21 protein-coding genes are annotated in these 24982 nt (G+C 49.8%); 12 read left to right on the forward strand and 9 right to left on the reverse strand.

Annotated features, from left to right (window positions below; translation table 11 throughout):
- The first annotated feature begins 25 nt into the window (after window positions 1-25).
- The 10 genes from D1841_RS03645 to D1841_RS03690 all read left to right on the forward strand — a co-directional run bounded on the left by D1841_RS03645 (window position 26) and on the right by D1841_RS03690 (window position 12353).
- Window positions 26-220: a helix-turn-helix domain-containing protein gene (locus D1841_RS03645; protein ID WP_160642032.1), complete on the forward strand. Its 195-nt coding sequence runs from the start codon at window positions 26-28 to the stop codon at window positions 218-220.
- Between the two features lie 39 nt (window positions 221-259).
- On the forward strand, window positions 260-1276 hold the full coding sequence (gene dcm, locus D1841_RS03650) for a DNA (cytosine-5-)-methyltransferase (protein WP_160642033.1): 1017 nt from the start codon (window positions 260-262) through the stop codon (window positions 1274-1276).
- Window positions 1277-1281: 5 nt separating this feature from the next.
- A complete protein-coding gene (locus tag D1841_RS03655; protein ID WP_160642034.1) occupies window positions 1282-2331 on the forward strand; it encodes a DNA cytosine methyltransferase in 1050 nt (349 codons plus the stop codon).
- Window positions 2321-3232, forward strand: a complete 912-nt coding sequence (locus D1841_RS03660; protein ID WP_160642035.1) for a hypothetical protein — start codon at window positions 2321-2323, stop codon at window positions 3230-3232. Before D1841_RS03655 ends, D1841_RS03660 begins: the two co-directional genes overlap by 11 nt.
- Window positions 3233-3246: 14 nt before the next feature.
- Window positions 3247-5514, forward strand: coding sequence for an AAA family ATPase (locus tag D1841_RS03665; RefSeq protein WP_160642036.1), 2268 nt, complete (start codon window positions 3247-3249; stop codon window positions 5512-5514).
- Window positions 5515-5528: 14 nt separating this feature from the next.
- Window positions 5529-6962, forward strand: a complete 1434-nt coding sequence (locus D1841_RS03670) for an LlaJI family restriction endonuclease (RefSeq protein ID WP_160642037.1) — start codon at window positions 5529-5531, stop codon at window positions 6960-6962.
- 21 nt (window positions 6963-6983) lie between these two features.
- Window positions 6984-8456, forward strand: a complete 1473-nt coding sequence (locus tag D1841_RS03675) for a DUF1837 domain-containing protein (RefSeq protein ID WP_160642038.1) — start codon at window positions 6984-6986, stop codon at window positions 8454-8456.
- Window positions 8456-11077 carry a DEAD/DEAH box helicase gene (locus D1841_RS03680; RefSeq protein ID WP_160642039.1) on the forward strand — a complete coding sequence of 874 codons (2622 nt, stop codon included), beginning with the start codon at window positions 8456-8458 and terminating at the stop codon, window positions 11075-11077. Before D1841_RS03675 ends, D1841_RS03680 begins: the two co-directional genes overlap by 1 nt.
- 495 nt (window positions 11078-11572) lie before the next feature.
- Window positions 11573-11977, forward strand: coding sequence for a hypothetical protein (locus tag D1841_RS03685; RefSeq protein ID WP_160642040.1), 405 nt, complete (start codon window positions 11573-11575; stop codon window positions 11975-11977).
- Window positions 11913-12353 (forward strand): DUF4368 domain-containing protein, encoded by a 441-nt coding sequence (locus tag D1841_RS03690; RefSeq protein WP_166554225.1) that lies wholly within the window; start codon window positions 11913-11915, stop codon window positions 12351-12353. The genes D1841_RS03685 and D1841_RS03690 overlap by 65 nt, the downstream gene beginning before the upstream one ends.
- 100 nt (window positions 12354-12453) lie before the next feature.
- Here D1841_RS03690 and D1841_RS03695 read toward each other — a convergent pair whose 3' ends face one another.
- Complete coding sequence (locus D1841_RS03695; protein WP_160642042.1) at window positions 12454-12642, reverse strand: hypothetical protein; 189 nt, start codon at window positions 12640-12642, stop codon at window positions 12454-12456.
- A gap of 297 nt (window positions 12643-12939) precedes the next feature.
- Between D1841_RS03695 and D1841_RS03700 the strand changes: the two genes are divergently transcribed.
- Both D1841_RS03700 and D1841_RS03705 read left to right on the forward strand, forming a co-directional pair.
- Window positions 12940-13653 carry an ABC transporter ATP-binding protein gene (locus D1841_RS03700; protein ID WP_160642043.1) on the forward strand — a complete coding sequence of 238 codons (714 nt, stop codon included), beginning with the start codon at window positions 12940-12942 and terminating at the stop codon, window positions 13651-13653.
- Window positions 13650-15272 (forward strand): putative ABC exporter domain-containing protein, encoded by a 1623-nt coding sequence (locus D1841_RS03705; RefSeq protein WP_160642044.1) that lies wholly within the window; start codon window positions 13650-13652, stop codon window positions 15270-15272. The genes D1841_RS03700 and D1841_RS03705 overlap by 4 nt, the downstream gene beginning before the upstream one ends.
- A gap of 45 nt (window positions 15273-15317) precedes the next feature.
- On the opposite strand, the gene D1841_RS03710 is transcribed toward D1841_RS03705, so the two are convergent.
- The 8 genes from D1841_RS03710 to rsmB form a co-directional block, all read right to left on the reverse strand.
- Window positions 15318-17534: an ATP-dependent RecD-like DNA helicase gene (locus D1841_RS03710; protein ID WP_160642045.1), complete on the reverse strand. Its 2217-nt coding sequence runs from the start codon at window positions 17532-17534 to the stop codon at window positions 15318-15320.
- A gap of 80 nt (window positions 17535-17614) precedes the next feature.
- A complete protein-coding gene (locus D1841_RS03715; RefSeq protein WP_160642046.1) occupies window positions 17615-17911 on the reverse strand; it encodes a hypothetical protein in 297 nt (98 codons plus the stop codon).
- Window positions 17912-18119: 208 nt separating this feature from the next.
- Window positions 18120-18764 (reverse strand): thiamine diphosphokinase, encoded by a 645-nt coding sequence (locus D1841_RS03720; RefSeq protein ID WP_160642047.1) that lies wholly within the window; start codon window positions 18762-18764, stop codon window positions 18120-18122.
- Window positions 18737-19651, reverse strand: coding sequence for a ribosome small subunit-dependent GTPase A (gene rsgA, locus D1841_RS03725; RefSeq protein ID WP_160642048.1), 915 nt, complete (start codon window positions 19649-19651; stop codon window positions 18737-18739). The genes D1841_RS03720 and rsgA overlap by 28 nt, the downstream gene beginning before the upstream one ends.
- Window positions 19652-19657: 6 nt before the next feature.
- Window positions 19658-21703, reverse strand: coding sequence for a Stk1 family PASTA domain-containing Ser/Thr kinase (gene pknB, locus D1841_RS03730; RefSeq protein WP_160642049.1), 2046 nt, complete (start codon window positions 21701-21703; stop codon window positions 19658-19660).
- Window positions 21704-21854: 151 nt separating this feature from the next.
- Window positions 21855-22592, reverse strand: a complete 738-nt coding sequence (locus D1841_RS03735) for a Stp1/IreP family PP2C-type Ser/Thr phosphatase (protein ID WP_160642050.1) — start codon at window positions 22590-22592, stop codon at window positions 21855-21857.
- Entirely contained in the window at window positions 22576-23631 is a 1056-nt protein-coding gene (rlmN, locus tag D1841_RS03740; RefSeq protein ID WP_160642051.1) for a 23S rRNA (adenine(2503)-C(2))-methyltransferase RlmN, read from the reverse strand. The genes D1841_RS03735 and rlmN overlap by 17 nt, the downstream gene beginning before the upstream one ends.
- Window positions 23632-23637: 6 nt before the next feature.
- Window positions 23638-24969: a 16S rRNA (cytosine(967)-C(5))-methyltransferase RsmB gene (gene rsmB, locus D1841_RS03745; protein ID WP_160642052.1), complete on the reverse strand. Its 1332-nt coding sequence runs from the start codon at window positions 24967-24969 to the stop codon at window positions 23638-23640.
- Window positions 24970-24982 lie beyond the last annotated feature (13 nt).

Below are 24982 nucleotides of genomic sequence, written 5' to 3' on the forward strand. Positions count from 1 at the left end.
ATAATAAACACTCGGAGGTGCAGAGATGGCAGATGTCACTAACGATAAATGGATAAACATTGATGAAGCTGCAAAATATCTGGGGGTCAAGCCTGGGACTATTCGTGATTGGATTAGAAAGGACAAAGGTATTCCAGCCCACAAGATAGGAAAACAGTGGAAATTCAAATGCTCCGAATTAGACGATTGGGTTGCAAGCGGAAAAAGCGCAATGGAATGAATGGCGTTGTATCTAACTCGAGAAGGAATGGTATGTAGCATGATTCGATACGCGGAGTTTTGTACAGGAGTTGGCGGTTTCCGACTTGGGATAGAGGCATCCGGGTTAAGGGCTGCATCCGTCTATACAAACGAAATTGACAACAATTGTGAAAAGACTTATAAGAAGAACTTCGGGCTTGGCTTTGACTCCAAGGATATTTTTGAGGTTGATCCATCTGCTTTGCCTGATTTTGATATGCTGTGCGCAGGCTTTCCATGCCAGCCATTCTCAGTTGCGGGAAAAGAACTCGGATTCAGGGATTCACGAGGAACAATCTTTTTTAAGCTGCTATCCGTGATTGAAACGAAAAAGCCGCAAATAGTTTTTTTAGAGAATGTTCCAAACTTGGTGAGACATGACAAAGGTAGAACATTTCGAGTCATAACTGAAAAGCTGACGGATGCGGGATATAGCATATCTTCTGCCATATTGGATAGTGCATACTTTGGAATTCCTCAAAGTCGCTCCCGTATCTATATCGTGGGATTGCGTAAGGATATCTACGGGGAATGTTTAGTTGCGTTCACGGAGAAACGAACAGAAAAAACATCGTTTCGATCTTTTATTATTCATGGTGATCGTTCTATTCCTGTCACGAAGAGATGGGATGAGTATATTGACTACTATTTGGGAATCAAGACCATAGAGGAGATGTCGTTTGAGGTTCCGCGAACAAGGAAGGCATTGGAGCGTATCGCAACTAATTGTGACCTTAACGATTGCGTTTTTCAGGTGAGGTCAAGTGGCGTAAGAGCATTATCTATTGACAGTCCTCTGCCTACTCTTACAGTCTTGAACTCAGGTGGAGGTGCGCATATTCCGATTCTTTCAAAAGAACGTCGGCACTTGAGCGTTAACGAAATGAAAAGAGTGATGGGATTCCCTGACGATTATGATTTTAGTGCGGTTTCTCGAACGGATGCCGCTAAACAATTAGCCAACGCTGTTTGCCCACCTGTAATTGCGTCCGTGTTCAGGGACATTATAGCAGCAATTGGTTACTGGGAGGAGTAACTGGTTTGAGCAAAAAGAACACGAATATTTATCTTCAGAGACTGAATTCATTCAGCAAAAAAGTTGAGTATAAATATAACTGCATCAGTCTGTTCAGTGGTGGCGGTGGTCTTGATCTCGGCGCTCATTTTGCTGGGTTTAAGACGCTCTTAGTGAGCGACATTATTCCATCCTATACGGAAACAATAAAAACAAATCTGCCTCATGTTTCTGTATATAACGATGATGCAATGGATTTGACTGCTGAAAAAATCAGAGGCCTGGCTAAAATTAATGGTGATGTAGACCTGATTATTGCCGGGCCACCCTGCCAAGCTTTTAGCATTATGGGAAAAAGGCAATCCCTGGATGATCCAAGAGGTAGATTGACAATAAAGTATTTTGAACTTGTTTCCGGCTTAAAACCGAAGGTGTTTCTGTTTGAAAATGTTCCTGGTCTGATGACTGTAAACCACGGAGAGGATTTTAATAATCTTTTGGAGTTTATCGAAAACGAAACAAACTATCAACTGTATAGAACCAAGTTAAATGCATCCGACTTTGGTATTCCGCAAGAAAGGGAGCGGATTTTTATTGTTGGCTTTAGACCTGACATATCATGTGAATCATTTTCTTTTCCAACAAACGCAACCGGATCTTTACATGAGCAACTTCCTGATAAAATGCCAAGTAAATTTGCATTGGAAAGTGTAGAGGGCTTACCCAATCAAGTCATAAGAGTTCATACAGAGGCTGTAAGAAAGCGTTTTGAGGCAGTCCCTCAAGGGGGCAGGGATCGGGGTTCCTACTCAGACAGACTTAGACCGGATATGCCATCGGGTACGGTAATGATTGGTTCCTCCGCAGGAGGAGCAAGACCGTTTATTCATCCATATGAGCCAAGGGCGCTGACCGTAAGAGAAACTGCGCGCCTGCAGAGCTTTCCTGATTGGTATGAGTTTTCTGGCTCAAGGACTGAGCAGTATAGACAGGTAGGAAATGCTGTGCCGCCTTTATTAGCGTATGAAATACTATCGGCGATAAAAAAAGTGTTGGAGGGGAAAAATGTATCCTAATATTCCATATGAAGGTTTATCGTGGCCAATTACTCAACACGCCGGTGTCCTTAAAGTCGAGGTATTTGACGGCTTACTGAATGCTTGTCTCCTATGCAAAGGAGATACTGTAGATGCGGAGAAAATAAATGGATACCTCGTTAATAACGGAATCCTTACAGCCAATGTTCGGGCGGATAGCAATCAAGTCGATGCTTGGAGAGACTATCAGCAGATTTTGAGTGAGTTTGGTCTCATATACTCTACCAGGCTAAGTAAGGTGCTTACACTTACGCCCATAGCAATGGCCTATTTGAACCACAGCCTTTCTTACTCCGAATTGATTACATTACAATTGTTAAGATATCAGTACCCGAATGGGCATAAGTCCCAACTAAGCCCATCCTTGATGCAAAGTTATGGTAAAAACTTTAACTATGAATCTTTCACGGAGTTGCAGGCACATTACAACATACAAGTAAGACCAGCAGTACTGATATGGAAAATTCTATATAAACTGTGGGAGAGTGGCGAACAGCCAATATTGTCATTGAATGAAATGCAGGGCTATGCAGTACGGTGTACGGCCATGTCAGACTATTTTTCTTGCGCTGAAAGCATCATAGAATCTCGGCATGATGGTCAACAGCTTCAGCCATTAACAAGAGCCAGAAGAAATATGGCTGATTGGATGAAATTGCTTTCACAAACACTGCTTTTTAATGTCAGCGGGGATGGAAATACCATAGCATTATCCCCATATTCGATAAAGGAAAGAAAAGCTGTAGATTATGTTTGTAGCCGTCTTTCCGATCCGTTTTCTTTTTGGGAGTACAAGGAAGATAACTACAAACAGGATTGGTTCGATTTTTATGGGGACTACGATAATAGCATCGAATACATCCTTAAGGAAAGTCAATAAAGGGGGATTGAATTATGCCACAGGAATCAATGATATATGAACAGGCGGCAAATTTGGTGATGGAATATCCTAATACCCATACCGTCAAGTTTGAAACCTCTAAGGATGAAATCGTTAGTTTGCTTAACGGCTTTAAAGAGAAATTTGCCCCGGAAGTCCTAAAATCCTTAAGTGACAATGAGTTGCTTGGCTATCTTTTCTTAACTGTAGATGGCAATAATGACAGCCTATGCTATCATTTGGAGTTTAATCCGAAACTGAAAAGGACGTTCGGAAGCATTTCGGGTGGCTCGTCCTTTAAGTTCGGTCTCTTCCAGCGTCAAGAAGATGGAACATGGACTACTGGCGCTCCAAAGACACCACAAGTTCTTTCAGAGACAGAAGCATTGCAGCTTGGCAAGACAATCCGTGACAATCTTGTAAATGCTTGTGAGATGATTCAATCTCAAACGCTTAATTCTGTCGAAGATTATGAAAAGCTGGATGATGACTTAAATGCATTGATGGGGAAATTCGCTTCCTACGCATGGGTACAGAAATATTTTCACATGATTTTTCCTGATAAGTTTATCGGTTGGTATGTAACCGACTGGCTTAAGCATATTCTGTTTGGGTTTGGGATAAATCCAAGCGAAAAATACTATGGAATGAACGGACAGCTTACTCTTATCAAAAAGAGGACAAGCTATATGTCGCCCAACTTCCAAGATATCTGCTATGCGATGTTTGGAGAAATACGCCATTTTTACAGATTGGGATCATCTGATGAGTCTGAACACTACGCCGAAAAATGGAAGGAAAAGGGCATTATTGCTATAGGGTGGAAAGAAACCGGCGACCTACTTAATTATATTAAAAATGGATCTCTTGACAGAGATAAGGTGTCAGAGGCTTTATTGGCGCATTACTATCATAGCGACAAAAAGACGGCATCACGAAAAGCGGGAGAAATGAAATCTTTCTATGAAACATCCTCCTCTTCCGTTATAACCGTGATGGATGGCTCTCAATTGATAGCTTTTGTTGATGGCCTGTCCCCGTATTTCTATGATGTGAGCGAGAATATGGCGCATCAAAAATCTGGAGTTTGGCATTCCTCATTTGATGAATCGGATAGACTCCCGGAGGATGAAGGATACTTAACGACCTGTTACGAGATAAAAGAGCCTGAAAATCTTCTGTTCTTGTATAAAAAGTATTACTGTTCGAACAAATCAGATGGTTCTGCAACTACGATTGACGAGTGTATCCAAATAAAATTTAACACGGGATATCAGTCATCTTTTGAGAGGAATCGCATCCTGTTTGGCGCACCTGGAACGGGCAAGAGCTACACAATCAATAAAGAGTCAAAAGAACTTGTCGGCGAAAACAATGAGGATAATTATGAGCGTGTTACCTTCCATCCGGATTATTCCTATGCGCATTTCGTAGGTACATATAAGCCTGTACCCTCCAAAGACAGTCAAGGTAATGACACGATTACCTATGCCTATGTACCCGGTCCATTTATGCGTGTATATGTTAAAGCACTGAAAAATAGTCGAACTACAAATATCAGACCCTTCCTTCTTATTATCGAGGAGATAAATCGTGCGAATGTTGCCGCTGTCTTTGGAGACATATTCCAGCTCCTTGACCGTGGTGCCGACGAAGTAAGTGAGTACCCTATTCAAGCATCTGAAGACATAAAGGCTTACCTCGCAGGGGAATTAGGCGGGAAACCTGACGATTATGCGAAATTGCGCATCCCAGACAATATGTTTATTTGGGCTACGATGAATAGTGCCGATCAAGGTGTTTTCCCGATGGATACTGCATTTAAGAGACGCTGGGATTTTACATACCTTGGCATAGATGATAGTGATGAACTAATCAGCGGGAAATTTGTATATCTTGCAAATGACAAGTCACAGAAGGTGGAATGGAATAAGCTACGTAAAGCCATCAATAATTTCCTTGCAAAAGAGAAAATCAATGAAGACAAGCAGCTTGGGCCCTATTTCATTTCGAGAAGCATTGTGGTACCGTCAGATGGAGATGAAATCGACAGGGATAGGTTTATCCACGTCTTTAAGAACAAAGTCATTATGTACCTTTTCGAAGATGCCGCAAGGCAAAAACGGCCTAAGTTATTTGAGGGATGTTTCCAAAACAGCACTCGTTACTCCGAGATTTGCAGGGAATTTGATTTGAGGGGCATTGGAATCTTCAACCACGACATCCAGCTCGAAACTGAGCCGGAAGAACCACAATGGACGCCACCTAACGAAGAAAACTGAGGAGGTCGCAATATATGATCTCTGAATTTGTAAGAGAGCAACAAAGATATACCCAAAAAGACCTCTGCAGGATATTGGATTGTTTAGAGGAAAAGGCAATCCCGCTGATTCGGAAGTTAAAAGAATTCGGAGTCCTGAAAGCTGTACGGGCATCAGACCATCAAAGAGATATGTCCAATCTTTTGGATGAAGATATCGAAGTCGCGGATGTTGAAGTGGGCGAAGATGAATACTATTATGTTTTCACATTTGTGGGAGTTATAGTAGTTGCTGGGCATGTCCTAAAATGCTATCCAAAGTATCTGCTCCACTCCAATCAGCTTAAAGAAGAACTTCGCCAGGTGCTGAAGGTCCTTGAAAAATACAATACCAAGGAGCAGATTGTTCGGATGTTCAATGACAGTAGCGAAAGTAGTGCATTTAATCTTCTTGCTGTGCTGCTGTTTCTGTTGCAGGATTATTTTGAAAACGGCGTTTATAACAATACCGAGGATATTATCGAGAGCAATGGTTCTGGTAAAATTTTGTGGGACAAAACAATAAATGAGACTTTCACCATGCTCTCGAATAACCGACCATATTATACTGATCTCCAGACAAGGAAGCGTATTACTGATGACTTCGATTATTTTAAACGCTTACATGAATGCATATTGACCAGGGCGTCTGAAGAATTAAGGGATGCAGAGCTTCTTGATCTTTTTGAAATTACAGGAGTGGATTTGACGGAGGAGGAACTGGATGATTTTGGCGATAAGGAATTCATTCTCTACCGAATTGAGAAGGAATTGAACACCCAGTTCAACACAAGGAAACAGCTTGTTCTGAAAACAATTTATGCCTATATCTACCATAGCGGAAACCTGTATGATACAGACTGCTTGTCGCTCTTTGGAACAAATAGCTTCAATCTCGTATGGGAAGGCATCTGTGCCGACATTATGGATAACCAGCTTAATGTAAGACTTGGCGCACTTCCTTTACCAATACCGCTAAAAGCAGAATATGACAAGAATCAAAGACTTGTAGATTTGATTGAAAAACCCTTGTGGACAGTAACAGGTAAAACCGCAAATGATACGCTGAAACCCGACTTGATTTCTATAAGAGACGGTCAGTTCATCATCTTCGATGCGAAGTATTACAACGCACAGCTCGAACGTGATTGTGTTCCGAAAGGACAGCCTGGCATCGAGTCGGTCACTAAGCAGTACCTCTATCAATTGGCATATCAGAAATTTATAAATGACCACGGCTTTATTACTGTTAAAAATTGTTTTCTTATGCCGACAGAAAAAATGGCGATAGAAGATCGCGGGGAGGCATCAATGGAGATACTTTCAAATCTTGGCTTGCAAAACATAAAAGTGCGTTTTCTACCCGCAAAAATAGCATATGAATATTATCTATCAGGAAGAAAAATGGATGCTGACATTCTTGCACTTTAGTTTTAGGAAGGAGGACGCAAGATGAAACAAATCTGCCTGGGTACGATGATTACCCTCATCTATCAAAGCAGAAGACGCAACGCAGATAAGGTGAAGGATATCTGCCGCGGTATCTTTGCGGCCTATGGACTGGATATTAATGTTTATAACGCGGGCCTTCCGAGCCATTTGAAAAGTGGGCATGATTCTGTACCAAAGGATTTAGAGGATGCGGCGACAACCCTCTCCATTGATGAGATTGATGAAGGCTTTGATAAATATGTTATTCCTCTAATTCATAACGAAAAGCATGAAGCCTTGGTACGTGGTATCAGGGATGTACTGCGTGATGACACGACGATACTTGGCAATACAGTTGTTGGAATTTCTCCGGGATTTGAGAAGGACAATATCCTGAACTATAATTCTTTCGATGAGTCCGCACTTCTTGCGAATGTTGTCACTTACGCAATACGCAGTACCGAGAACAACAAAATGGGTGCAAGCATCAGGGAAATCGCAACTGGCTATGTGGATGGCTTTATCTCCAGCACCGAAGAAATTTACTTTCTCAGTCCAATCGTGGAGCAGGATACTATCATGCCCTTGAAACGGACATTAAAGGACCCGCTGTTCGACCGTGTTTTCAAGATGGCAACGGATGTTACGATTGCTGGACTGAGCAATCCCACAAGAGCGTGTGTATTCTATGTTGATCCAACAAACTGCAAGTTTCGTTTCGGAGACTTGAAGGATTTTATCATCAACAATATCGGCAGCTATGTCTTTTCAAGAGCAGAGAAAAAACGGCTGGTAGACCGGACGAAGAATGAAGCGGCTGTCGGCGCACAGGCAATGCTGAAATTCATACAGAAATATGGCTCCAATGCCGAGACTGTTCTTGGTGAAATCATGCTGTATACATTCTTGGAACAGGAACTTAATGCACCAAAGATTATGAGCAGAATAGAGTTGGATGGGAATCTGCGTTCTGTCAGTAAAAGCGATGGTGTGCATCTGCTCTCTCTGAACCTTACTGGTCAGCCTTTTCATCAGCTTGTGTTCGGCGCATCGGATATCACCGGCAATCTTACTGCAGCCATAGACCGTGCGTTTGACAAGATTGCAAACATTGAAGCCGGTTACAATGATGAAATGAAAATGGTAGAGAACACTCCGCAATGGACGATTTATGATCCTGCAGCGACTACTTTTATGGTCGATCTTATGACTCCGCAGCGTGGTGGTGGCTACAAGCCGGACATGGCATTTGGTGCTTTTCTTGGATACACCATTCAGCTGGATACGCCGGAATACGATAGCCAGAAATACCGGACAGCTGTGAAAGAACAGCTGAAGAAAGACATTGATGCTGCTCAGCCGCATATCACTGATTTGATTAATAAAAAAGGTTTGATGGGACATAGCTTTTATTTCTACGTGTTCCCGTTTAATGATGCGCCAAACGAAAAAAACAGCATCATCCAGGAAATGCTGACGGGAGGTGTTGTGTAATGATTCAGGCACCACGGAACGCAACTCTTGCAGAGGCGCTTTATAGGAATATCGACAAGAACGAGTATTTGCAGGAAATCTACGGAGACCTTCTATACAATTATTCGATTAAACTATTCCATACTGACCGCAGACCGCGAGACATCCCCGTGAAGGATGCATTGCGGTTTGCTGACTTGCTGTCCAAATCCGTTCACACACCTACCGCCGATAGGGACAGGCTGTGGGGACAGGAAATAGCCATACTGCTTCGGCTCCTATATCCGGAAGATGCATCCGCAAAATATTATCTCGGCTCTGTGCTTTCGGCGGTAGGAAACTATCGTGGCTTGAGATCCAAAACGGTCGAGGGCTTTGAGAGCGAAAACCTTCTTGACCAGATTTTCTACGAATATGATAAAGAAGAACACAGGATTCCCGGAAAGAATGATGAATATTTTTTCAATGACCAGATGCTTGTATATAAGGGCATGAAGGAGAAATTCTTCAGCTACTCCGGTCCCACCTCGATGGGGAAATCCTTTGTTGTTCAAACATACATTCAACAGGAAATAGAGAATGGCTCAACCGATAACTTTGCCATTCTCGTCCCAACCAAGGCACTCATCAATGAAGTAAGGAGCAACCTGATCGGTGCCTTGCAGTCAAAATTGAAGGAACTGAACTACCGTATTGTGACGGCCTCCGGAGATCTGGTTCTGCAGCAGGATCACCATTTCATTTTTGTGATGACGCCAGAACGCTTGCTCCATATGATGATCGAGCGAGAGAACATACACATTGACTTCCTATTCATTGACGAAGCGCATAAAATTTCGGCTCGTGGCGGCAGAAGTACATACTACTTCAAGGTGCTTACGCAATTGGGTAGACAGAAAACGCTCCCCACTGTAATTTTTGCATCTCCCAACATACCCAATCCAGAGGTGTACATGAACATCATCCCTGGAATCGAAAAAGCAGATATGAAGAAGCTGGCATCACGGTTTGCACCGGTGTGCCAATTTAAATATTTCCTGAATGTTCCGGGGCGTGGTGGGTATTACTACAATGATTATTCAAAGCAATTCGAGAGGTGCTATACCATACCTGAAGGGCAGGAGTTATGTGATATAGTTGCCACGGTCGGACAGGATAAGCAGAATGTGGTTTATTGTAGTTCCCGCAGAAGTGTTCTGGAGCAGGCGGTAAAATATGCAAGAAATATTCATCCGAAGAATGATGAGACACTGAACGCTTTAGCCACAGAAATCCGACAGGAAGTCCATGATGACTGTTATCTTGCGGATTTGATTGTCAGAGGTGTTGCCTATCATGTAGGATACCTTCCTGCAAATATCCGTCTGCGAATTGAGAAGAGTTTTGAAAAAGGCGATTTGAGGACCATATTTTGCACGAGTACGCTCATTGAGGGTGTAAATCTTCCTGCCGATAATCTCTTCATTACCAGCTATCGTAACGGTCAGAGCAACATGGACGAAGTGGAATTCAGAAACTTGGTGGGGCGTGTCGGCAGAATCAAATATAACCTCTATGGCAATGTCATTCTTGTGAAACTGGATGAAAAACTTAAAGAGGAGCGTTACAAGGAATTACTGCAGACGGATGTGCCGCCACAGGAGTCTGCTCTCGATATAAAGCAGAACACGGACTATATGGGTGCATTGGTCAGGGATCTTGCTGATGGCGATATCGAGATGAGTACATGCCATGATGCAGCGACCGAGACTGATTTTGAAGCCCTGCGTAAGTTCGGGCTGATTCTTACCCGTGATTTGGCATCTGGCAAAGTGACGCCGGTGACGCAGAAATTCGAGAATTTCCTTTCTAATCGGCAGAAACAGCGGATCATAGAGAACTTCCCAATTCAACGCACCAGTGATGATATTACCCTTTCGTATGACCAGGCAGAAAACCTGCATGATGCCATCGTGAATGAAGGCCTTCATTACCCTGAACTTAAGGGTGAAGATGACGAGGTCGATTTCGAAGAACTGGTGGAGTTTATGATGAAGCTTCGGCGGCTGTTTAAGTGGGATATCTATGAGAAACAGACATTAGGTAAACCCGGTACAAACAGACTGGATTCTGTCATACGATGGTATTCCACAATATTGCTCCGATGGATTCGCGGCAACGGTCTACGTACCATTATCCTCAGTGCAATTCGCTATAAGGAGAACAATCCCGAAACAGGCGTTTGGTCGGGACAGTATAAGGTAGCGGACAGATACAATTCGGAGTCAAAGTACCATAAGAACTTGGTAATCGCCGAATCCTTGAGCGTGATTGAGAATGTACTGCTGTTCAGCATTTCCAACTATTTTAGAAAGGTATCCCTGGAATATAAAGCTGTTCACGGAATGGATCACTTTGAAAATGACTGGTACGAGTTTGTGGAATATGGCACAACCAACCCTGACACCATCTTTCTGCAGCAGAGCGGTTTCTCACGTGAAGCATCGATATTCATCCAGAAACCGTCAAACTATAGTAAGTACATCTTGGAAGTCGATGGCAAGAAACGAATAAAGCGCAGCATACTGGAATGCGGAAATATCGGCGTAGAAACCGAGGCTACGGACATTCAGTTTAACATTCCTGAATTATTTATAGATTAATATAGTCACAGAGACCGTTGAGCCTCCTGCAATGATGCAGGGGGCTTATTTTTTTGCTCATTTTAGAATTTTTCTATTCTCCCAAGTCCTACCCAAGTCTTACCCAAGAACATCCCAAATGGTCACATCGCAGTTGCACGCCGTTCCAAGTACAATGAAAGCGCAACGAGATTAGATTCAAACGAATTTCTCAATATGGGAACATGTGTCCTTAGAGTATTGAGGACTCGAATGGATTTGGCCATCGAGACGACTGCACAATCATATGTGCAGTTGTCTGGGCGGTCAACGCTCAAATAAAAATTGTATACGGCCGGAGTGACGTCCGAAGGCAGGATACTACATACCGTTTTCAGGAAAACCGACAGGACTTTTCTGGAAACGAGTCTGGTACCCTCGGTTTCGTGCGTTCTATTTCGACCGTCTGGGGGTATCGCTCCCAGGTATATGCCAGTTTTCTGCCTTATGACCCTCGCGGCCAGAAAGGACGAAAACATGGCAACAAGAGTCAAAAAATTTACGGTCAACTACAACGGTGATCCAATTCGGGAAGGCGAGGTCATGGTGCCTTTCCCCTACACGGAACTTGATGCGGAATGTTGCGTCAACCGTGAGTGCATCAGTTCTGTAACGCAGGGCGGCAGGGTTTTTCGTGTGATTTACAAGGCGGTTCCTGAACGCTGGGCGAAGGTAGCCCGCTCCGCCTTGAATTTGGTGGAGAATGAAGAACTTGGTCACTATGACATCCCGAATTCTATCTCGATGGACAAGCTGTTCGATGAGTTCAACATGGAAGTGGGAACATCTCCCTCCGCCGAGGACATCTTGCTCGGTGATGATGATCAGGATTTGGACGACATGCTATCCACCTTTGGATGTCTTGTTCAAGCGCATCTATGAGGACATGGTGGCGGGACGGCTCAGCCCGGAGCGGTTTGACAAACTCTCCACGCAGTATGAGGAGGAGCAGAAGCAGGTACGGCAGGTCATTGGGGAACTGCAATCGTTGATTGACGATGGTGAGCAGGAAGCCCACGACCTCCGGCAATTTCTGAAAAGTGTCCGCAAGTACACCGACCCGGAAGAATTGACGGCGGAAATGCTGAACGAACTGGTTGACAAGATCATCGTCCACGCTCCTGACAAAAGTAGCGGACACCGCAGGCAGAAGATTGAGATTTACTACAAGGCCGCTGGGATCATCGACATCGCTGACAACCTCTGTGAAGCCGGGGACGGCAGAGGACAGTGGCGTAAAGAGCGGAAAACGGCCTGAAAAAGCAGGACTGTGACCTTTTACAGTCACAGCCCTGCCTTACATAGAATACTTCGTTGCGGCACTTTGCCGTTATGGCGGCGCGCCTGCTTTTTGCCATTCACTGTCCGCTGCTTTCCTGCAGGTTTTTCCAGCCTGCCGGGGTCAGGGCGTTTTTGCAGTAGCTTTCCAGTTGGGCCTTGGTGCAAAGCTTTGCACCGCTCTGGATAATCTGCTCCTGCAGAATAACAGGCAAGGTATTGAAATAGGATTGGGCGGCCCTGTCCATGCCGGGAATTTGTTTCTCCATGCTGCATCATCCTTTCATGGTGGTCTTTTTGTAGCCTGCCCGGTTTTGCCGCCGGTATGCTTAGAAAAACTTTCCCATGATATATCTGTCAAAAACCTTACGATTTTTTTAACTTTCTTGCATGGCCTGTGTGTTTGCAGTAAAATAGGACAGGACGCTCTATTTATTATGTTTTTTGCGGCTGGCTCTTGACACGATATTTATATGATATTATAATAATATCAAGTCAGGCAGGAAATAGAGCTTGCAGGGCAGGCAAACCTGTCTTGGCAAAAAGGAGAAGGGGGTTATTTTGCTATGCTATCCATTAGCGGTGTAACAAAGAAGTATCGGAAAACCTTGGCAAACGACAATATCAGTTTTGCCGTAGGGGACGGGCAGATTGGCATCCTGCTGGGGCCAAACGGCGCGGGGAAATCCACCATCATCAAATGCATTACAGGCCTTTTGCGCTTTACCGGGCGCATTGAAATCAACGGCCTTACAAACACTTCAACAGAGGCCAAGCGGCAGTTGGGGTACATACCGGAGATGCCCGCTGTTTACGACCTGCTGACAGTGGAAGAGCATCTGGAGTTCATCCGCCGGGCCTATAAGGTGGAGGATGAAGCCTACACCCAGCAGCTTCTGGAGCGGCTGGAGCTGTGGGACAAAAAGGATAAGCTGGGCAAGGAGCTTTCCAAGGGTATGCAGCAGAAGCTTTCCATCTGCTGCGCCTTGTGCCACAAGCCCAGGGTGGCTATTTTTGACGAGCCTCTTGTGGGCCTGGATCCCCATGCCATCAAAGAATTGAAGGCTATTTTCCGGGAATTGAAACAGAGCGGCTGCTCTGTGCTTATCAGCACCCACATGATAGACAGTGTGGAGGACTATTGGGATGTGGCAAACATTATGATAGGCGGCCGGTTTGCCGCCACCCGGTATAATGACGGCACAGAGGGCCAGGATTTGGAGGAACTGTTCTTCCAGATTACCGAAGGCAAAGCTCCTGAGGGAGGCGAGTCCCTATGAGAAACGCCTTGGGGTATCTGACACGCACAAAGCTGAAAAACCAGATAAAAGATTTGCTGCACTCTCCGGCAAAGCTGATTTACGTGGTGATAATGTTGGCCCTCCTGGTTTTTTCCGTTATGGGCCGCAGCGGCCAGGAGCTGGAAACGCCCCAGCCCATGTACCAGCTTACTGCCATGCTCACTTTGTTCTACAGCTTCACGTTCCTGATGGCACTGGCAACCGGGGGCAATTCTGCCAAAACACCTATGTTCACCTTGTCGGACGTGACCCTTCTCTTCCCTGCCCCCCTGCACCCTAACCGGGTGCTGGTATACGGGCTTATGCGGCAGTTAGGGCTTTCCCTGGTGATGGCCTTGGTTCTGGCGTTCCAGTATGGCTGGCTGAAGGTGGCGTTTGGCATCACCTGGGGGCATATGGCACTGATTATCCTGGGGTTTGCCATCTGCATTTTCCTGGCTGCCTTCTGCTCCATGGCCATCTACAGCCGCACCAGCGGCAAGGAAAACGCCACCACTACGCTGCGGATATGCATTTATGCTATAGCGGCCCTTTACCTTGTGTGGATGGCTTACACCTGCCGGGACTCCCTCCTCCCCCTGCTTTCCGGCGGAAAGGATTTCTATAGCGCCATGGACAGTTGTGCTTCTTTCCTGTCCTCCTTCCCGGGAATGCTGTTCCCAGCTGGGGGCTGGTCAGCGGCTATTATCGGAGGCGCTCTTACAGAGGATATGCCGATGATCCTTGCTGGGGCCGCACTGTGCCTGGTGCTGATAGCAGCGCTGGCTGTGCTTATTGTCACCTGCAAAAATAACTACTATGAGGATGTGCTGGAAACTGCCGAGCTGGCCCAATCCAATGTGACCGCCCAGAAAGAGGGCAAGGTCAATGAGTTGGTGCCCAAGAATGTGAAGGTGGGCAAGACTGGCCTCCGCAATGGCTGGGGCGCCAGCGCCCTCTATTACAAGCACCGCATTGAAAACCGGCGGGCCGGGGTATTCTTCCTGTCCAACATGTCCCTGATTTTCGTGGTAATCATCCTCTTCTTTGCCTTTGTGATGAAGCAATCCATGGAGGGCGATACCGGGGCCGCAATTATTGCCACATTTTCCATGGCTACCTACATGCAGATCTTCTCGGAGAGCATGGGCCGCTTTAACCTGGAGCTTATCAAGCCTTTCATCTACCTGATGCCTGAACCGCCTCTGAAAAAGCTGCTGTACTGCATGAAGGAAACGCTTATTTCAGACGTGATGGAAGCCGTTATCATCTTTGTGCCCGCGGGGCTACTGGTGAAGGCTGATGTGCTGATCATTGTGCTGTGCATTGTGGCGCGGATTTCCTTCTCGCTGCTGTTTACGGCAGGCAATATTTTGGTGGAGCGGGTGTTCGGCTCGGTTTCTTCCAAAATGATGGTCTTGTTCTTCTACTTCCTGGCGCTGATTGTAATGGCCCTGCCTGGGATTGCGGCTGGCATCGGCCTGATGTTCCTGCTGCCAGAGTCCTTTGGGTTTGCCGGCATGTTCCTGGGAATGACAGCCGTCAATGTGCCCCTATCCCTGCTGGTCATGTACCTGTGCCGCAATTTACTTCAATACGCGGAACTGAATAACCGATAACAAACATGCGGCCCCCTGTCGTTGTGGCAGGGGGCCGCATACATATTATATTTCTTCCTGTTCCTTTTCCAAAAGCCATTGCAGGCCTGTATACCGCCGGGTTTTCCGGTCATTTTCAATCATCGCGGCAATCGTAGACTTCCGTCCTGCCAGAATCAGCAACTGCTTTGCCCGGGTGACCCCGGTATACAGCAGGTTCCGGTAACACAATTGGCCGGGAGGGTTGAGCACAGGGATAATGACAGCGGTGAACTCATTGCCCTGGCTTTTATGTACTGTTACAGCATAGGCAGGCTCCAATTCATTGGCGGCATGGTCAAAGTCATACAATACTTCTTTGTCGTCTATCTCTACCCGGATAGCGCCGCCGGGTTTATCAATCTCCGTGATAACCCCCATGTCCCCGTTGAACACCCCTTCCCCGGAGGTGCCGTCCTCCCGCGTCCAGGGAAGGTTATAATCATTTTTCACCTGCATCACCTTATCCCCCAGCCGGAAAAGCTGCCCGTTTATCCGCGCTTCTGTTTTTCCCTTCCGGGGCGGGTTCACTGCCTCCCGCAAAAGCTTGTTCAGCTCTACTGTGCCCAGCTCTCCCTTACGGCCCGGACACAGCACCTGGATATCGGAAACGCTGGAAAAGCCATAGCTTCTAGGCAGGCGCTGGGCGCAAAGGGAAACAATCAACTGGGCTGTCTCTGCCGGATCTTCCCGGGGCATAAAGAAAAAATCACTGTCCCGGCGGCGAAGCTCCGGCAGCTTCCCCTCCACAATGCGGTGGGCGCTTAAAACAATCAGGCTTTCCATGGACTGGCGGAAGATTTCCTTTAGCTGCACTGTGGGAAAAAGCTGGGAGGCAATTAAATCCCCCAGCACATTGCCCGCCCCTACAGAAGGAAGCTGGTCGCTGTCCCCCACCAGAATCAGCCGGCAGGAAAGGGGCAATGCCCGCAAAAGGCTTTCAAACACATAAGCGTCCACCATGGAAAGCTCGTCTACCACCAGGCAGTCGCATTCCAGGGGATTGCGCTCGTTGCGGGTGAAGACGGGGTTATCCTGCTCGTCCCAGTCTACCTGGAGCATCCGGTGGATGGTTTTGGCCTCCTCCCCAGTCAGTTCGCTCATGCGCTTAGCGGCCCGGCCTGTGGGGGCCGCCAGCAGCACCTTTTCCCCGGAAAGCTTCAGGATGTGGATGATGGCATTCAAGGTGGTGGTTTTGCCTGTGCCCGGCCCCCCCGTGAGGATGAGGATTCCCTTTTCCATAGCAGCCCGGATGGCCTCTTTCTGCTTTTCCGCATATTGTACGCCCTTACGGGCCTCAATAGCCGCAATCTGCACGTCGGCCCCGCCAAGAGCCTGGGGAGGAATACGGAGCATGGCCTTCATCCGGGCAGCTATATAAGACTCGGAAATATGCTGGCGCTCCAGAAAGATAAAGTCCTTGCCATCTACGTTCTCGCATCTCAACTGGAAGCTTTCGCACAGGGTATACACCGCGTCCTGGGCCATTTCCAGCTCTACCCCCAGCATCTGAGCGGCGGCACTGCACAGCTTGTCCCAGGGCAGGCAGGTGTGGCCGTTGTCCAGGTTGTGCCTCAGCACATACAACACCCCAGCCTGCACCCGGCCCAAATCATCCCTGGGCTTTTCCATAGACTCCGCTATCATGTCCGCGATGGTAAAGCTGATGTTCATGCCATCCTCGCACAGCCGGTAAGGGTCTTCCTGAATGCAGGATACGGAATCCTGCCCATAGGTTTTCCACACCTGCACCGCCTCTTCCGGGCGCACCCCATAGGCCCCCAGGTAGGCCATCAGCTCCCGGATGCCGTATACACGCTTCAGTTCCTCCCCAATGGACTGGGCCTTCTCCTTTGTAATCCCCTTGATTTGGGAAAGACGCTCCGGCTCCCGCTCCATCACCTCCAAGGCCTTTTCCCCAAAGGTTTCCACAATGCGCCGGGCCGTGGCAGGGCCTACGCCTTTCACCGCTCCGGAAGCCAGATATTTCATCATGGCAGCGGCTGTGGCAGGGCGGGCACGCTCAAAGGTTTGGGCCTTAAACTGCTGCCCAAAGGAGGGATGGGTATCCCATCCGCCGTATACCTGCAGTTCCTCCCCTTCACTGACAAAAGGGAACTCCCCTACCACTGTCACCAGTTCTTCCCCTGCCGCCATCTCCAGCACAGTATACTGGTTTTTATCGTTGTGGTAGACCACATGCTCCACTGTCCCACTCAGCTCTAAAAGCCCGTTTTCAGCCAAGTTTCCACATCCTCCACTCTCTAAATCCAGCCCGCTGACTTCAAAAGCACCCTGTCAGCCGCGTCACGCTCTCCGGGTTCTTACAGTTCTTCCCATATATGGTATAGCAAATCTTCCTTTTTGGAAACCCGCAAATAGGGATATTGAAGCTGCAAGAACCGGCAGATGCTTGAAAGTTCCGGGTTCTCCTCCGGCAGCAAGCAGATAAGACTGCTGCCGCAGCCCATCCACCGCACCCGCTCTGCTGCCGCCCGCACCATGGCTTCACAGTCGTCCTCTCCCGCAGGGGCCACCACCAGGGCCATCCTCTGGCCTCCTATGGGCCGGGTGGCCCAGAAGGTTATCAGGCGCACAAGTTCCGCCGCGCCCAGAATCATCAGCACGACTCCCGCCACACATAAAAGTATGTTGATACAGAACACCCCCTATGTCCATGGAGGGGGCCGCAAAGGGCCGCTGCCCCCTTTGCTCCATCCTATGCAGAAGGAAGGCGTCCTGTGCCCATGGGGAGCGGGGGCTTTTTAAGCAGAGTTCTTTTAGAGCGTGTTCACACAAAGCAATCACACGCGCCTGACGCTGCGGGGCTTATCCCTGGTATACTGCCACCAAGGCTGTGCCCCTATGTACCCGGATAATCGCCCTGTCAGCGGTAATGCTGTTGCTTACCCCCATCACCAAACCGCCCACAGTGAGATCCTCCCGGGTCAAGGGATACTGCAGCCCTGTATAGCTCACATTGCAGTTTGCGCATCCATAGGGGAAAACAGAAACAGTAGCCCCCTTCATGCCGGTAATGGTCAGCTTTTCATCATACAGCAGGAACACCTTGGTGCGCTCGTCTGCTAAAAAGCCATGGCCGCCATGATCCCGGATAAACCGCAGCACCTCCAGGTTTGCCAGGGTGTGGTCAAAGCGGGGCCCGCCCAGGCACCCCAGCAGCACAAAGTCCCTGTAACCCTTGGAAAGGCCCTTCATGGCGGCAAACATGGTGTCTGTCACGTCCTTTTCCACGGGAAGGGTCATGCACTTCACGTCTTTGGGAGGCGGAGCCTTGGCGGAATCGAAATCGCCCACCACCAGATCCGGCTGCACCCCATTTTTCTGGGCTGTCTCAAAACCTGCGTCCGCGCAAATTACATAATACTTTTCCAGTTCATACTCTTTAAAGACCTGCCCGCCCCGTATGGGCGAAGCGCCTATAATCATACATTCCCTTTTTTCTGCTGCCATTGTTTGACATCCTTTATCTCTTGATACATTTGTACATAGCTTTCAAAGCGGCTTTTTGCCACCAGTCCTTTTTTCACGCCTTTCAGCACCGCGCACCCCTTTTCGCAGGTGTGGGAGCAGGAGGTGAATTGGCAGCCTGCCGCCAAAGGGGCCATTTCCCGAAACCCCTCTATCAGCTTTTCCTTATCTGTCAGCCTGTAGCGCTGCAGTTCAAAGGTGGAAAAGCCCGGCGTATCCGCCACATAACTGCTTCCATCTATTTTGTAAAGCTCCACTTCCCGTGTGGTATGCCTGCCCCGGCCCAGCTTCCGGCTCACCTCCCCGGTTTTCAGGGACAGCTCCGGAAAAAGGGCGTTTAAGAGGGTAGACTTGCCCACCCCGGAGTTCCCGGTGAAAGCGGAGACGCAGCCTGTGAGTATCTCCCGCACCTGCCCTATCCCCTCCCCGGTGACCGGAGAGACAAGGCAGCAGGAAAGCCCCGCAAGCTGGTAGCCCTTCATCAGCTCCTCCAGGGTGCCGTCGGACAGATCTGCCTTAGTGAACACCACTACTGGATCGATGCCGGAAAGCTCTGCCGCCGCCACGGTCTTGTCAATGAGCAGGGGCACCGGGGCAGGATCCTTAGCGGCGCACACCACAAAGAGCTTATCCAGATTTGCTAAAGGCGGGCGCACCAGGACATTTTTCCGGGGATAAATTTCCACCAGCGCTCCGGTTCTGTCCTCCTCGGTAACGCTTACCCGCACCCTGTCCCCAGCGCAGGGGGAAACCCCCTCCTTGCGAAAGCGCCCCCGGGCCGTAACTGTATAAAAGCCTTCCGGTGTTTCCACTGTGTAGAAGCCGCCTACACATTTCCGCACCAGCCCGTCTGTTTCCCGGTATTCCATTCCCGGCTATTCGCCCCCTTCCCCACCGTCTCCCTCCCCGCCGGAGGGTTCATCTGGTTCCTCGTTATTGCCGCCGCCCAAGTTCACCTCATAGGTGTGTACCACCACTGGCTCCTCCCCTGTGTCGAAATTAAAGGAAAGCTCCATATAGGTCTGGCCGTCCAGGGTGATAATCACTGTGTCCACCCCGCTGGTGCCTGTAAAGGCCACCCGGTAGCTGCCAGCCAGGGCGGGGTTGATGGAAAGCTGCTCGGTGACAACGCCGTTGCGGTATACCTGGAGGTTTACATTGGCGTTAACGCTGGCAGGCAGGCTAATGGTCTTTTCCAGCGTTTTTTCCGCGCCCTTGCCAGAGCTTACAATGATATCCACTGTGGCCCCTTCGGAAACCTCCGCGCCAGACTCGGGATTCGTGCTGATCACGATGTCCTTGCCTTCCTTGCTGCTGTCATCATAGGTCACATTGCCCACCACCAGGCCCGCGTCCTCCAGGGTGGCAGTTACGTTATACAAAAGCTGGCCCTTCAGGTTATCCGGCACCTTTACCTTCTTTTTGGCCGGGCCTTTGCTTACCCGCAGGATAACGATGGATCCCGCGTCTACCATTTCGCCGCTGGAAGGCTCTGTGGAGACGATTTTGCCCACTTCCATGTCGTCGTCAGCCACGGTTTCCGTCTTATACTTCAGGCCAATCTCTTTCAGCAGGGCAATGGCGTCAGCGTCTGTGCGCCCTACCACGTCGGGCACAGGAACCTGCTCCACCTTGCCGTTTACCATCAATTCCACCTGCCGGCCTTTCTTCACCATAATGCCAGCGGCAGGGGTCTGCTTTAAAATTTCTCCAGGCTGCCTGTCCGGATCATTGCCCTCGGTGGTGGTAAACTTGAAAAAGTCATTATATTCTTCGTTGCCGATAACCTCTTCGTAAAGCTTTCCTTCAAAGCTGGGCATTTCCATCTGCTCCGCCGTCTCCCCCTCCAGGAGGGTTTCCCAGTTGTTCAAAAGCCACACAGCGCCTACAGCCAGCAGCACAATGATGGCTGCGGCTATTACGCCCTTCACCGCCATGGCCCCTCTGGCTCCCCGGCGGGATCGCACAAACTCCTCCTCATACTCATAGCTGTCGTCATAGGTGGGAGTGAAACGGGTGTTGTCATAGGCGTCCATGCCCCGGGCAGCATCATAGCCGGGCTGGGCATGAAGGTCATAGTGGAAGGACATAGCAGGGTTGCGGCGGAACATATCCAGATCGTCCAGCATCTCCCCGGCGCTCTGGAAACGGTTGACTGGATTCTTCTCCATGGCCCGCATGGTAATCTGCTCCAATCCCCGGGGAATGGAGGGGTTCACTTCCCTTGGCTGGGCAGGCTTTGCCTGTAGCTGCATGAGGGCTACAGACACGGCGTTTTCCGCCACAAAGGGCAGCTTCCCAGTGAGCATCTCATACAGCACTACGCCCAGGGAATAGATATCCGCCTTATCGGTAATATAGTCCCCCCTGGCCTGCTCCGGGGCGATATAGTGTACAGAGCCGATGGCCTTGTCGGTCATGGTCTGGGTTTCGCTTTGGGAAAAACGGGCAATGCCGAAGTCTGCCACCTTGATGGTGCCGTCCTGAAGCAGCATAATGTTCTGGGGCTTAATGTCCCGGTGGATGATGCCCTTCCCATGGGCGTGCTCCAGGGCCAGAAGGATCTGGGTGGTGAAATGCAGAACCTCCTGCCAGCGGATGGTGCCCTCCTGCTCGATATATTCCTTCAGAGAGATGCCGTCAATATACTCCATGACAATATACTGAAGCCTGTCTCCAAAGCTTACATCGAACACCTCCACAATATTGGGATGGGAAAGCAGGGTGATGGCCTTGGCCTCGTTGCGGAACCGCCGGAGGAAATCGCTGTTGTCGGAAAACTCTTCCTTTAAAATTTTGATGGCCACCCACCGATCCTCTACCCTGTCATAGGCCCGGTATACATAGGCCATCCCGCCCACGCCCAAAAGGTCGTGTATTTCATACTTTCCGTCCAGGCGCTTCCCGATAAATTTGTCCATACTTTTACCAAACCTTTCGAAATTTTGCTGTGGCATACAGCCGCTGCTTCCTGGCGCAGCGCCAAATCAAAGTGCCAAGTGAAAATACGCAGAAGGGGCAAAGCCCTTTGCAAAAGCCCCTTTTCTATATCTATCATACAGCCGCGCCGTTTTAGTCCGCGAAAATCAGCGCTGCTGTAATATTATCAGAACCGCCGCAGTCCAGGGCATACTGGATAAACTGCCGGAGAAGCTCTTGGGAATCGGCGGCATATTTCTCCAGATACGCCTCCATCAAGGCGTCATCCACGTAATTGCTCAAGCCGTCCGAGCAGGCAAGGGCTATGTCCCCGGGGCGGAAGTTACAGAAAGTATAGTCCGGACGGACGGTTTCATGCACGCCCAGCACACGGGTGATAATATTCCGGCGGGGATGGCGGCGGGCCTGCTCTCGGGTTATCTGCCCAAAATTCACCAAATCCTGCACATAGGAGTGATCCTCCGTTATCTGGGTGAGGCCGCACTTGTTGCGTATATAAGCCCGGCTGTCCCCCACATGCACCACGTGGAGAACCCCCCCTGCCGCCGCCATCACCACAGCGGTAGTGCCCATGCCCCGCAGCTCCGGGCGCTCCAGGGAGAGCTTATACACGCCGTCATTTGCCCAGCGCAGGGCGTTTAGAAGCAGGCTTTTCATGCTGCCCCCGCTCAGACCTTCCCGGAAATTTTTCGCCAGGTATTCCTCAATGCGCTCCAAGGCCAGGGCGCTTGCAACGCTGCCGCCATTTGCGCCCCCCATGCCGTCGCAAACCACAGCCCATGCGCCGTCTCCCGGAAGCTGCCCGCCCTTGCAGGCATCCTCATTCGCTTTTCGGACGGCCCCAACGTGGGTGTCATGCACAACCCTCATGCCCAGTCCCTCCTTCATGTTTTCGGCGGAGCTGCCCGCAGGAGGCCTCAATATCCGCCCCCAGCGTGCGCCGCACTGTGGCGGTGACGCCATGTTCCTGCAATACCTCTACAAACCGCCGCTGCCGGCGGATACCGCTTTTTTTATACCCGGTGCCTGTCACGTCGTTGACAGGAATCAGGTTTACATGGGCCAGGATCCCCTTAAGCCTTTGGGCCAGTTCCCTGGCGCACCCATCGCTGTCATTGACCCCGGCTATCATGGCATACTCAAAGGAAATGCGCCGCCCGGTTGTGCGGGCATAATACCGGCAGGCCTTCAGCAGCTCCCCTATAGGCCATTTCCTGTTTACGGGCATTGTACGGGAACGGATTTCATCATTGGGGGCATGGAGGGATACCGACAGGGTCAACTGCAGCTTCCTGTCCGCCAAATCGTATATCCTGTCTGCCAGCCCGCAGGTGGACAGGGAAATGGCCCGCATGGAAAGGTTCATGCCCTCCTTACAGGTGGCAAGCTCCAAAAACCGCAGCACGTTTTCATAGTTATCCAAAGGCTCGCCCATGCCCATTAACACAATATGGGAAACGCGCTCCCCTATGTCTATCGACCCTGACTGCACCTGAGATAATATTTCCCCGGCAGATAAGTTCCGGGAAAACCCGCTTTTTCCCGTAGCACAGAAGCTGCAATTCATTTTACACCCAACCTGGGTAGAAATGCAAATGGAAATTCCGTAATGATAGCGCATGAGGACAGCTTCCACATGTTCCCCGTCAAAAAGACGGAAAAGATATTTAATTGTCCCGTCAATTTGTGAAACCTGCTTGCGGACAATCTCCACACCCCGTACCGCATAGTGTTCCGAAAGCTGCTCCCGCAATTCTTTGGAAAGGTCGGACATCTGGGAGAAGCCTTCTGCGCCCCGGGAAAGCCACCGGAACACCTGCCCGGCCCGAAAGCGGGGCAGGCCCATCTCCTTAAAATCGGCGGAGATTTCCTCCAGGGTCATGGATTTGATATCCTTTTTCTCCTCCATCCGGTTTCATCCCTTCCTTTCAAAGGCGGCGGCAAAGAAGCCGTCGGACCCGCCCCCAAAGGGCAGCAGGGTCAACATGTGCCCCGGTTCCTCCAGAAACCGTTTCAGGCTGGGAAGGCGGATGGGGCTGGGGGCAAACTCCGAGTGGGCCTGGAGAAACTTTTCCGCCACAGCGCTGTTTTCCGCCGGGTTCAGGGTACAGGTGGAATATACCAGCCGCCCTCCAGGCTTGACGGCCCCGGCCGCGTTTTCCAGGATGGAAAGCTGCAGGGCGGGAAGCTCCTTGATGGAGGGCAAAGGCTTATAGCGTATTTCAGGCTTGCGGCGTATCACCCCAAAGCCAGAGCAGGGCACGTCGCACAGCACCCTATCAAACTGGGGAAAGCCTGCAAAGCCTTTCTGTGCGTCATGCACCTGGGCCGTAACATTCCCCAGGCCCAGCCGTCCGGCGCCCTTCGCGATAAGCCCCACCCGGCCTTTGTATATGTCCAGGGCGTACACCTGCCCCATGCCCTCCATCTGCTGGGCGATGGTAAAGGTTTTCCCCCCTGGGGCCGCGCAGCAGTCGCACACCGTTTCCCCGGGCTGGGGATCCAGCAGCCGAACCACCCATTGGGCGGAAAGATCCTGCACATGGAACTTCCCTGCCCCAAAGGCCGGCAGAGCCGCAGGGGATCCGCAGTTTTCCAACAGCGCCGCTCCCGGCAGGCCTTCCACACTGGAGCAGGATATCCCTGCCTGCCCCAGCTCTGCCCGGAAAGCTTCCTCCGTGGTTTTCAGCAAATTTACCCGCACATAAAGGGCCGCCTTCTTTTCAAAGGCTTCCAGCAGCCTTTGGGTGGTTTCCCTGCCATACGCGCCCATCCACAGGCGGATTAAAGGCTCCGGCATAGAATAACGCACTGTCCAGGCCCGGGGAGAATCCCCGGCAGGCAGGGCGAGGAAATCCCGCTTGCGCAGAAGCCCTCGCAAAACACCGTTTACAAAGCCTGCTGCTCTTTCCCTGCCAGTTTCCTTTAACACCTCTACTGTTTCATTTACAGCCGCACTGTCCGGCACCCTGTCCAGGAAAAGGATTTGATAGGCCCCGCAGCGTAATGCTTCCAGGGCGGCCCGCTCCGGCTTTTTCTTCGGATCCCGCAGGCACTGGAACAGGTAGTAATCTAAGGTCAGGCGCTTTTCCAGCACCCCATAAAAGATGGCGGAAGCCAAAGCGCCGTCCCGCTGGGAAAGCCTTTGCCCCCGCAAAAGCTTATCCAGCACCAGGTTGGAATATCCGCTGTTTTCCTCCACTAAAAGCAGCGCTTCCAGCGCCGCCCGCCGTCCTGGGTTTGCCATGGCCCGCCCTCCT

It is taken from the genome of Neglectibacter sp. X4 (assembly GCF_009917365.1).
Lineage (GTDB): Bacteria > Bacillota > Clostridia > Oscillospirales > Acutalibacteraceae > Acutalibacter.

Coding starts and splice junctions, on each gene's coding strand:
- D1841_RS03645 (WP_160642032.1), top strand. CDS start 26: ATGGCAGATGTCACTAACGATAAATGGATAAACATTGATGAAGCTGCA.
- dcm (WP_160642033.1), top strand. CDS start 260: ATGATTCGATACGCGGAGTTTTGTACAGGAGTTGGCGGTTTCCGACTT.
- D1841_RS03660 (WP_160642035.1), top strand. CDS start 2,321: ATGTATCCTAATATTCCATATGAAGGTTTATCGTGGCCAATTACTCAA.
- D1841_RS03665 (WP_160642036.1), top strand. CDS start 3,247: ATGCCACAGGAATCAATGATATATGAACAGGCGGCAAATTTGGTGATG.
- D1841_RS03670 (WP_160642037.1), top strand. CDS start 5,529: ATGATCTCTGAATTTGTAAGAGAGCAACAAAGATATACCCAAAAAGAC.
- D1841_RS03675 (WP_160642038.1), top strand. CDS start 6,984: ATGAAACAAATCTGCCTGGGTACGATGATTACCCTCATCTATCAAAGC.
- D1841_RS03680 (WP_160642039.1), top strand. CDS start 8,456: ATGATTCAGGCACCACGGAACGCAACTCTTGCAGAGGCGCTTTATAGG.
- D1841_RS03685 (WP_160642040.1), top strand. CDS start 11,573: ATGGCAACAAGAGTCAAAAAATTTACGGTCAACTACAACGGTGATCCA.
- D1841_RS03690 (WP_166554225.1), top strand. CDS start 11,913: ATGATGATCAGGATTTGGACGACATGCTATCCACCTTTGGATGTCTTG.
- D1841_RS03695 (WP_160642042.1), bottom strand. CDS start 12,642: ATGGAGAAACAAATTCCCGGCATGGACAGGGCCGCCCAATCCTATTTC.
- D1841_RS03700 (WP_160642043.1), top strand. CDS start 12,940: ATGCTATCCATTAGCGGTGTAACAAAGAAGTATCGGAAAACCTTGGCA.
- D1841_RS03705 (WP_160642044.1), top strand. CDS start 13,650: ATGAGAAACGCCTTGGGGTATCTGACACGCACAAAGCTGAAAAACCAG.
- D1841_RS03715 (WP_160642046.1), bottom strand. CDS start 17,911: ATGATTCTGGGCGCGGCGGAACTTGTGCGCCTGATAACCTTCTGGGCC.
- D1841_RS03720 (WP_160642047.1), bottom strand. CDS start 18,764: ATGGCAGCAGAAAAAAGGGAATGTATGATTATAGGCGCTTCGCCCATA.
- rsgA (WP_160642048.1), bottom strand. CDS start 19,651: ATGGAATACCGGGAAACAGACGGGCTGGTGCGGAAATGTGTAGGCGGC.
- pknB (WP_160642049.1), bottom strand. CDS start 21,703: ATGGACAAATTTATCGGGAAGCGCCTGGACGGAAAGTATGAAATACAC.
- D1841_RS03735 (WP_160642050.1), bottom strand. CDS start 22,592: ATGAGGGTTGTGCATGACACCCACGTTGGGGCCGTCCGAAAAGCGAAT.
- rlmN (WP_160642051.1), bottom strand. CDS start 23,631: ATGGAGGAGAAAAAGGATATCAAATCCATGACCCTGGAGGAAATCTCC.
- rsmB (WP_160642052.1), bottom strand. CDS start 24,969: ATGGCAAACCCAGGACGGCGGGCGGCGCTGGAAGCGCTGCTTTTAGTG.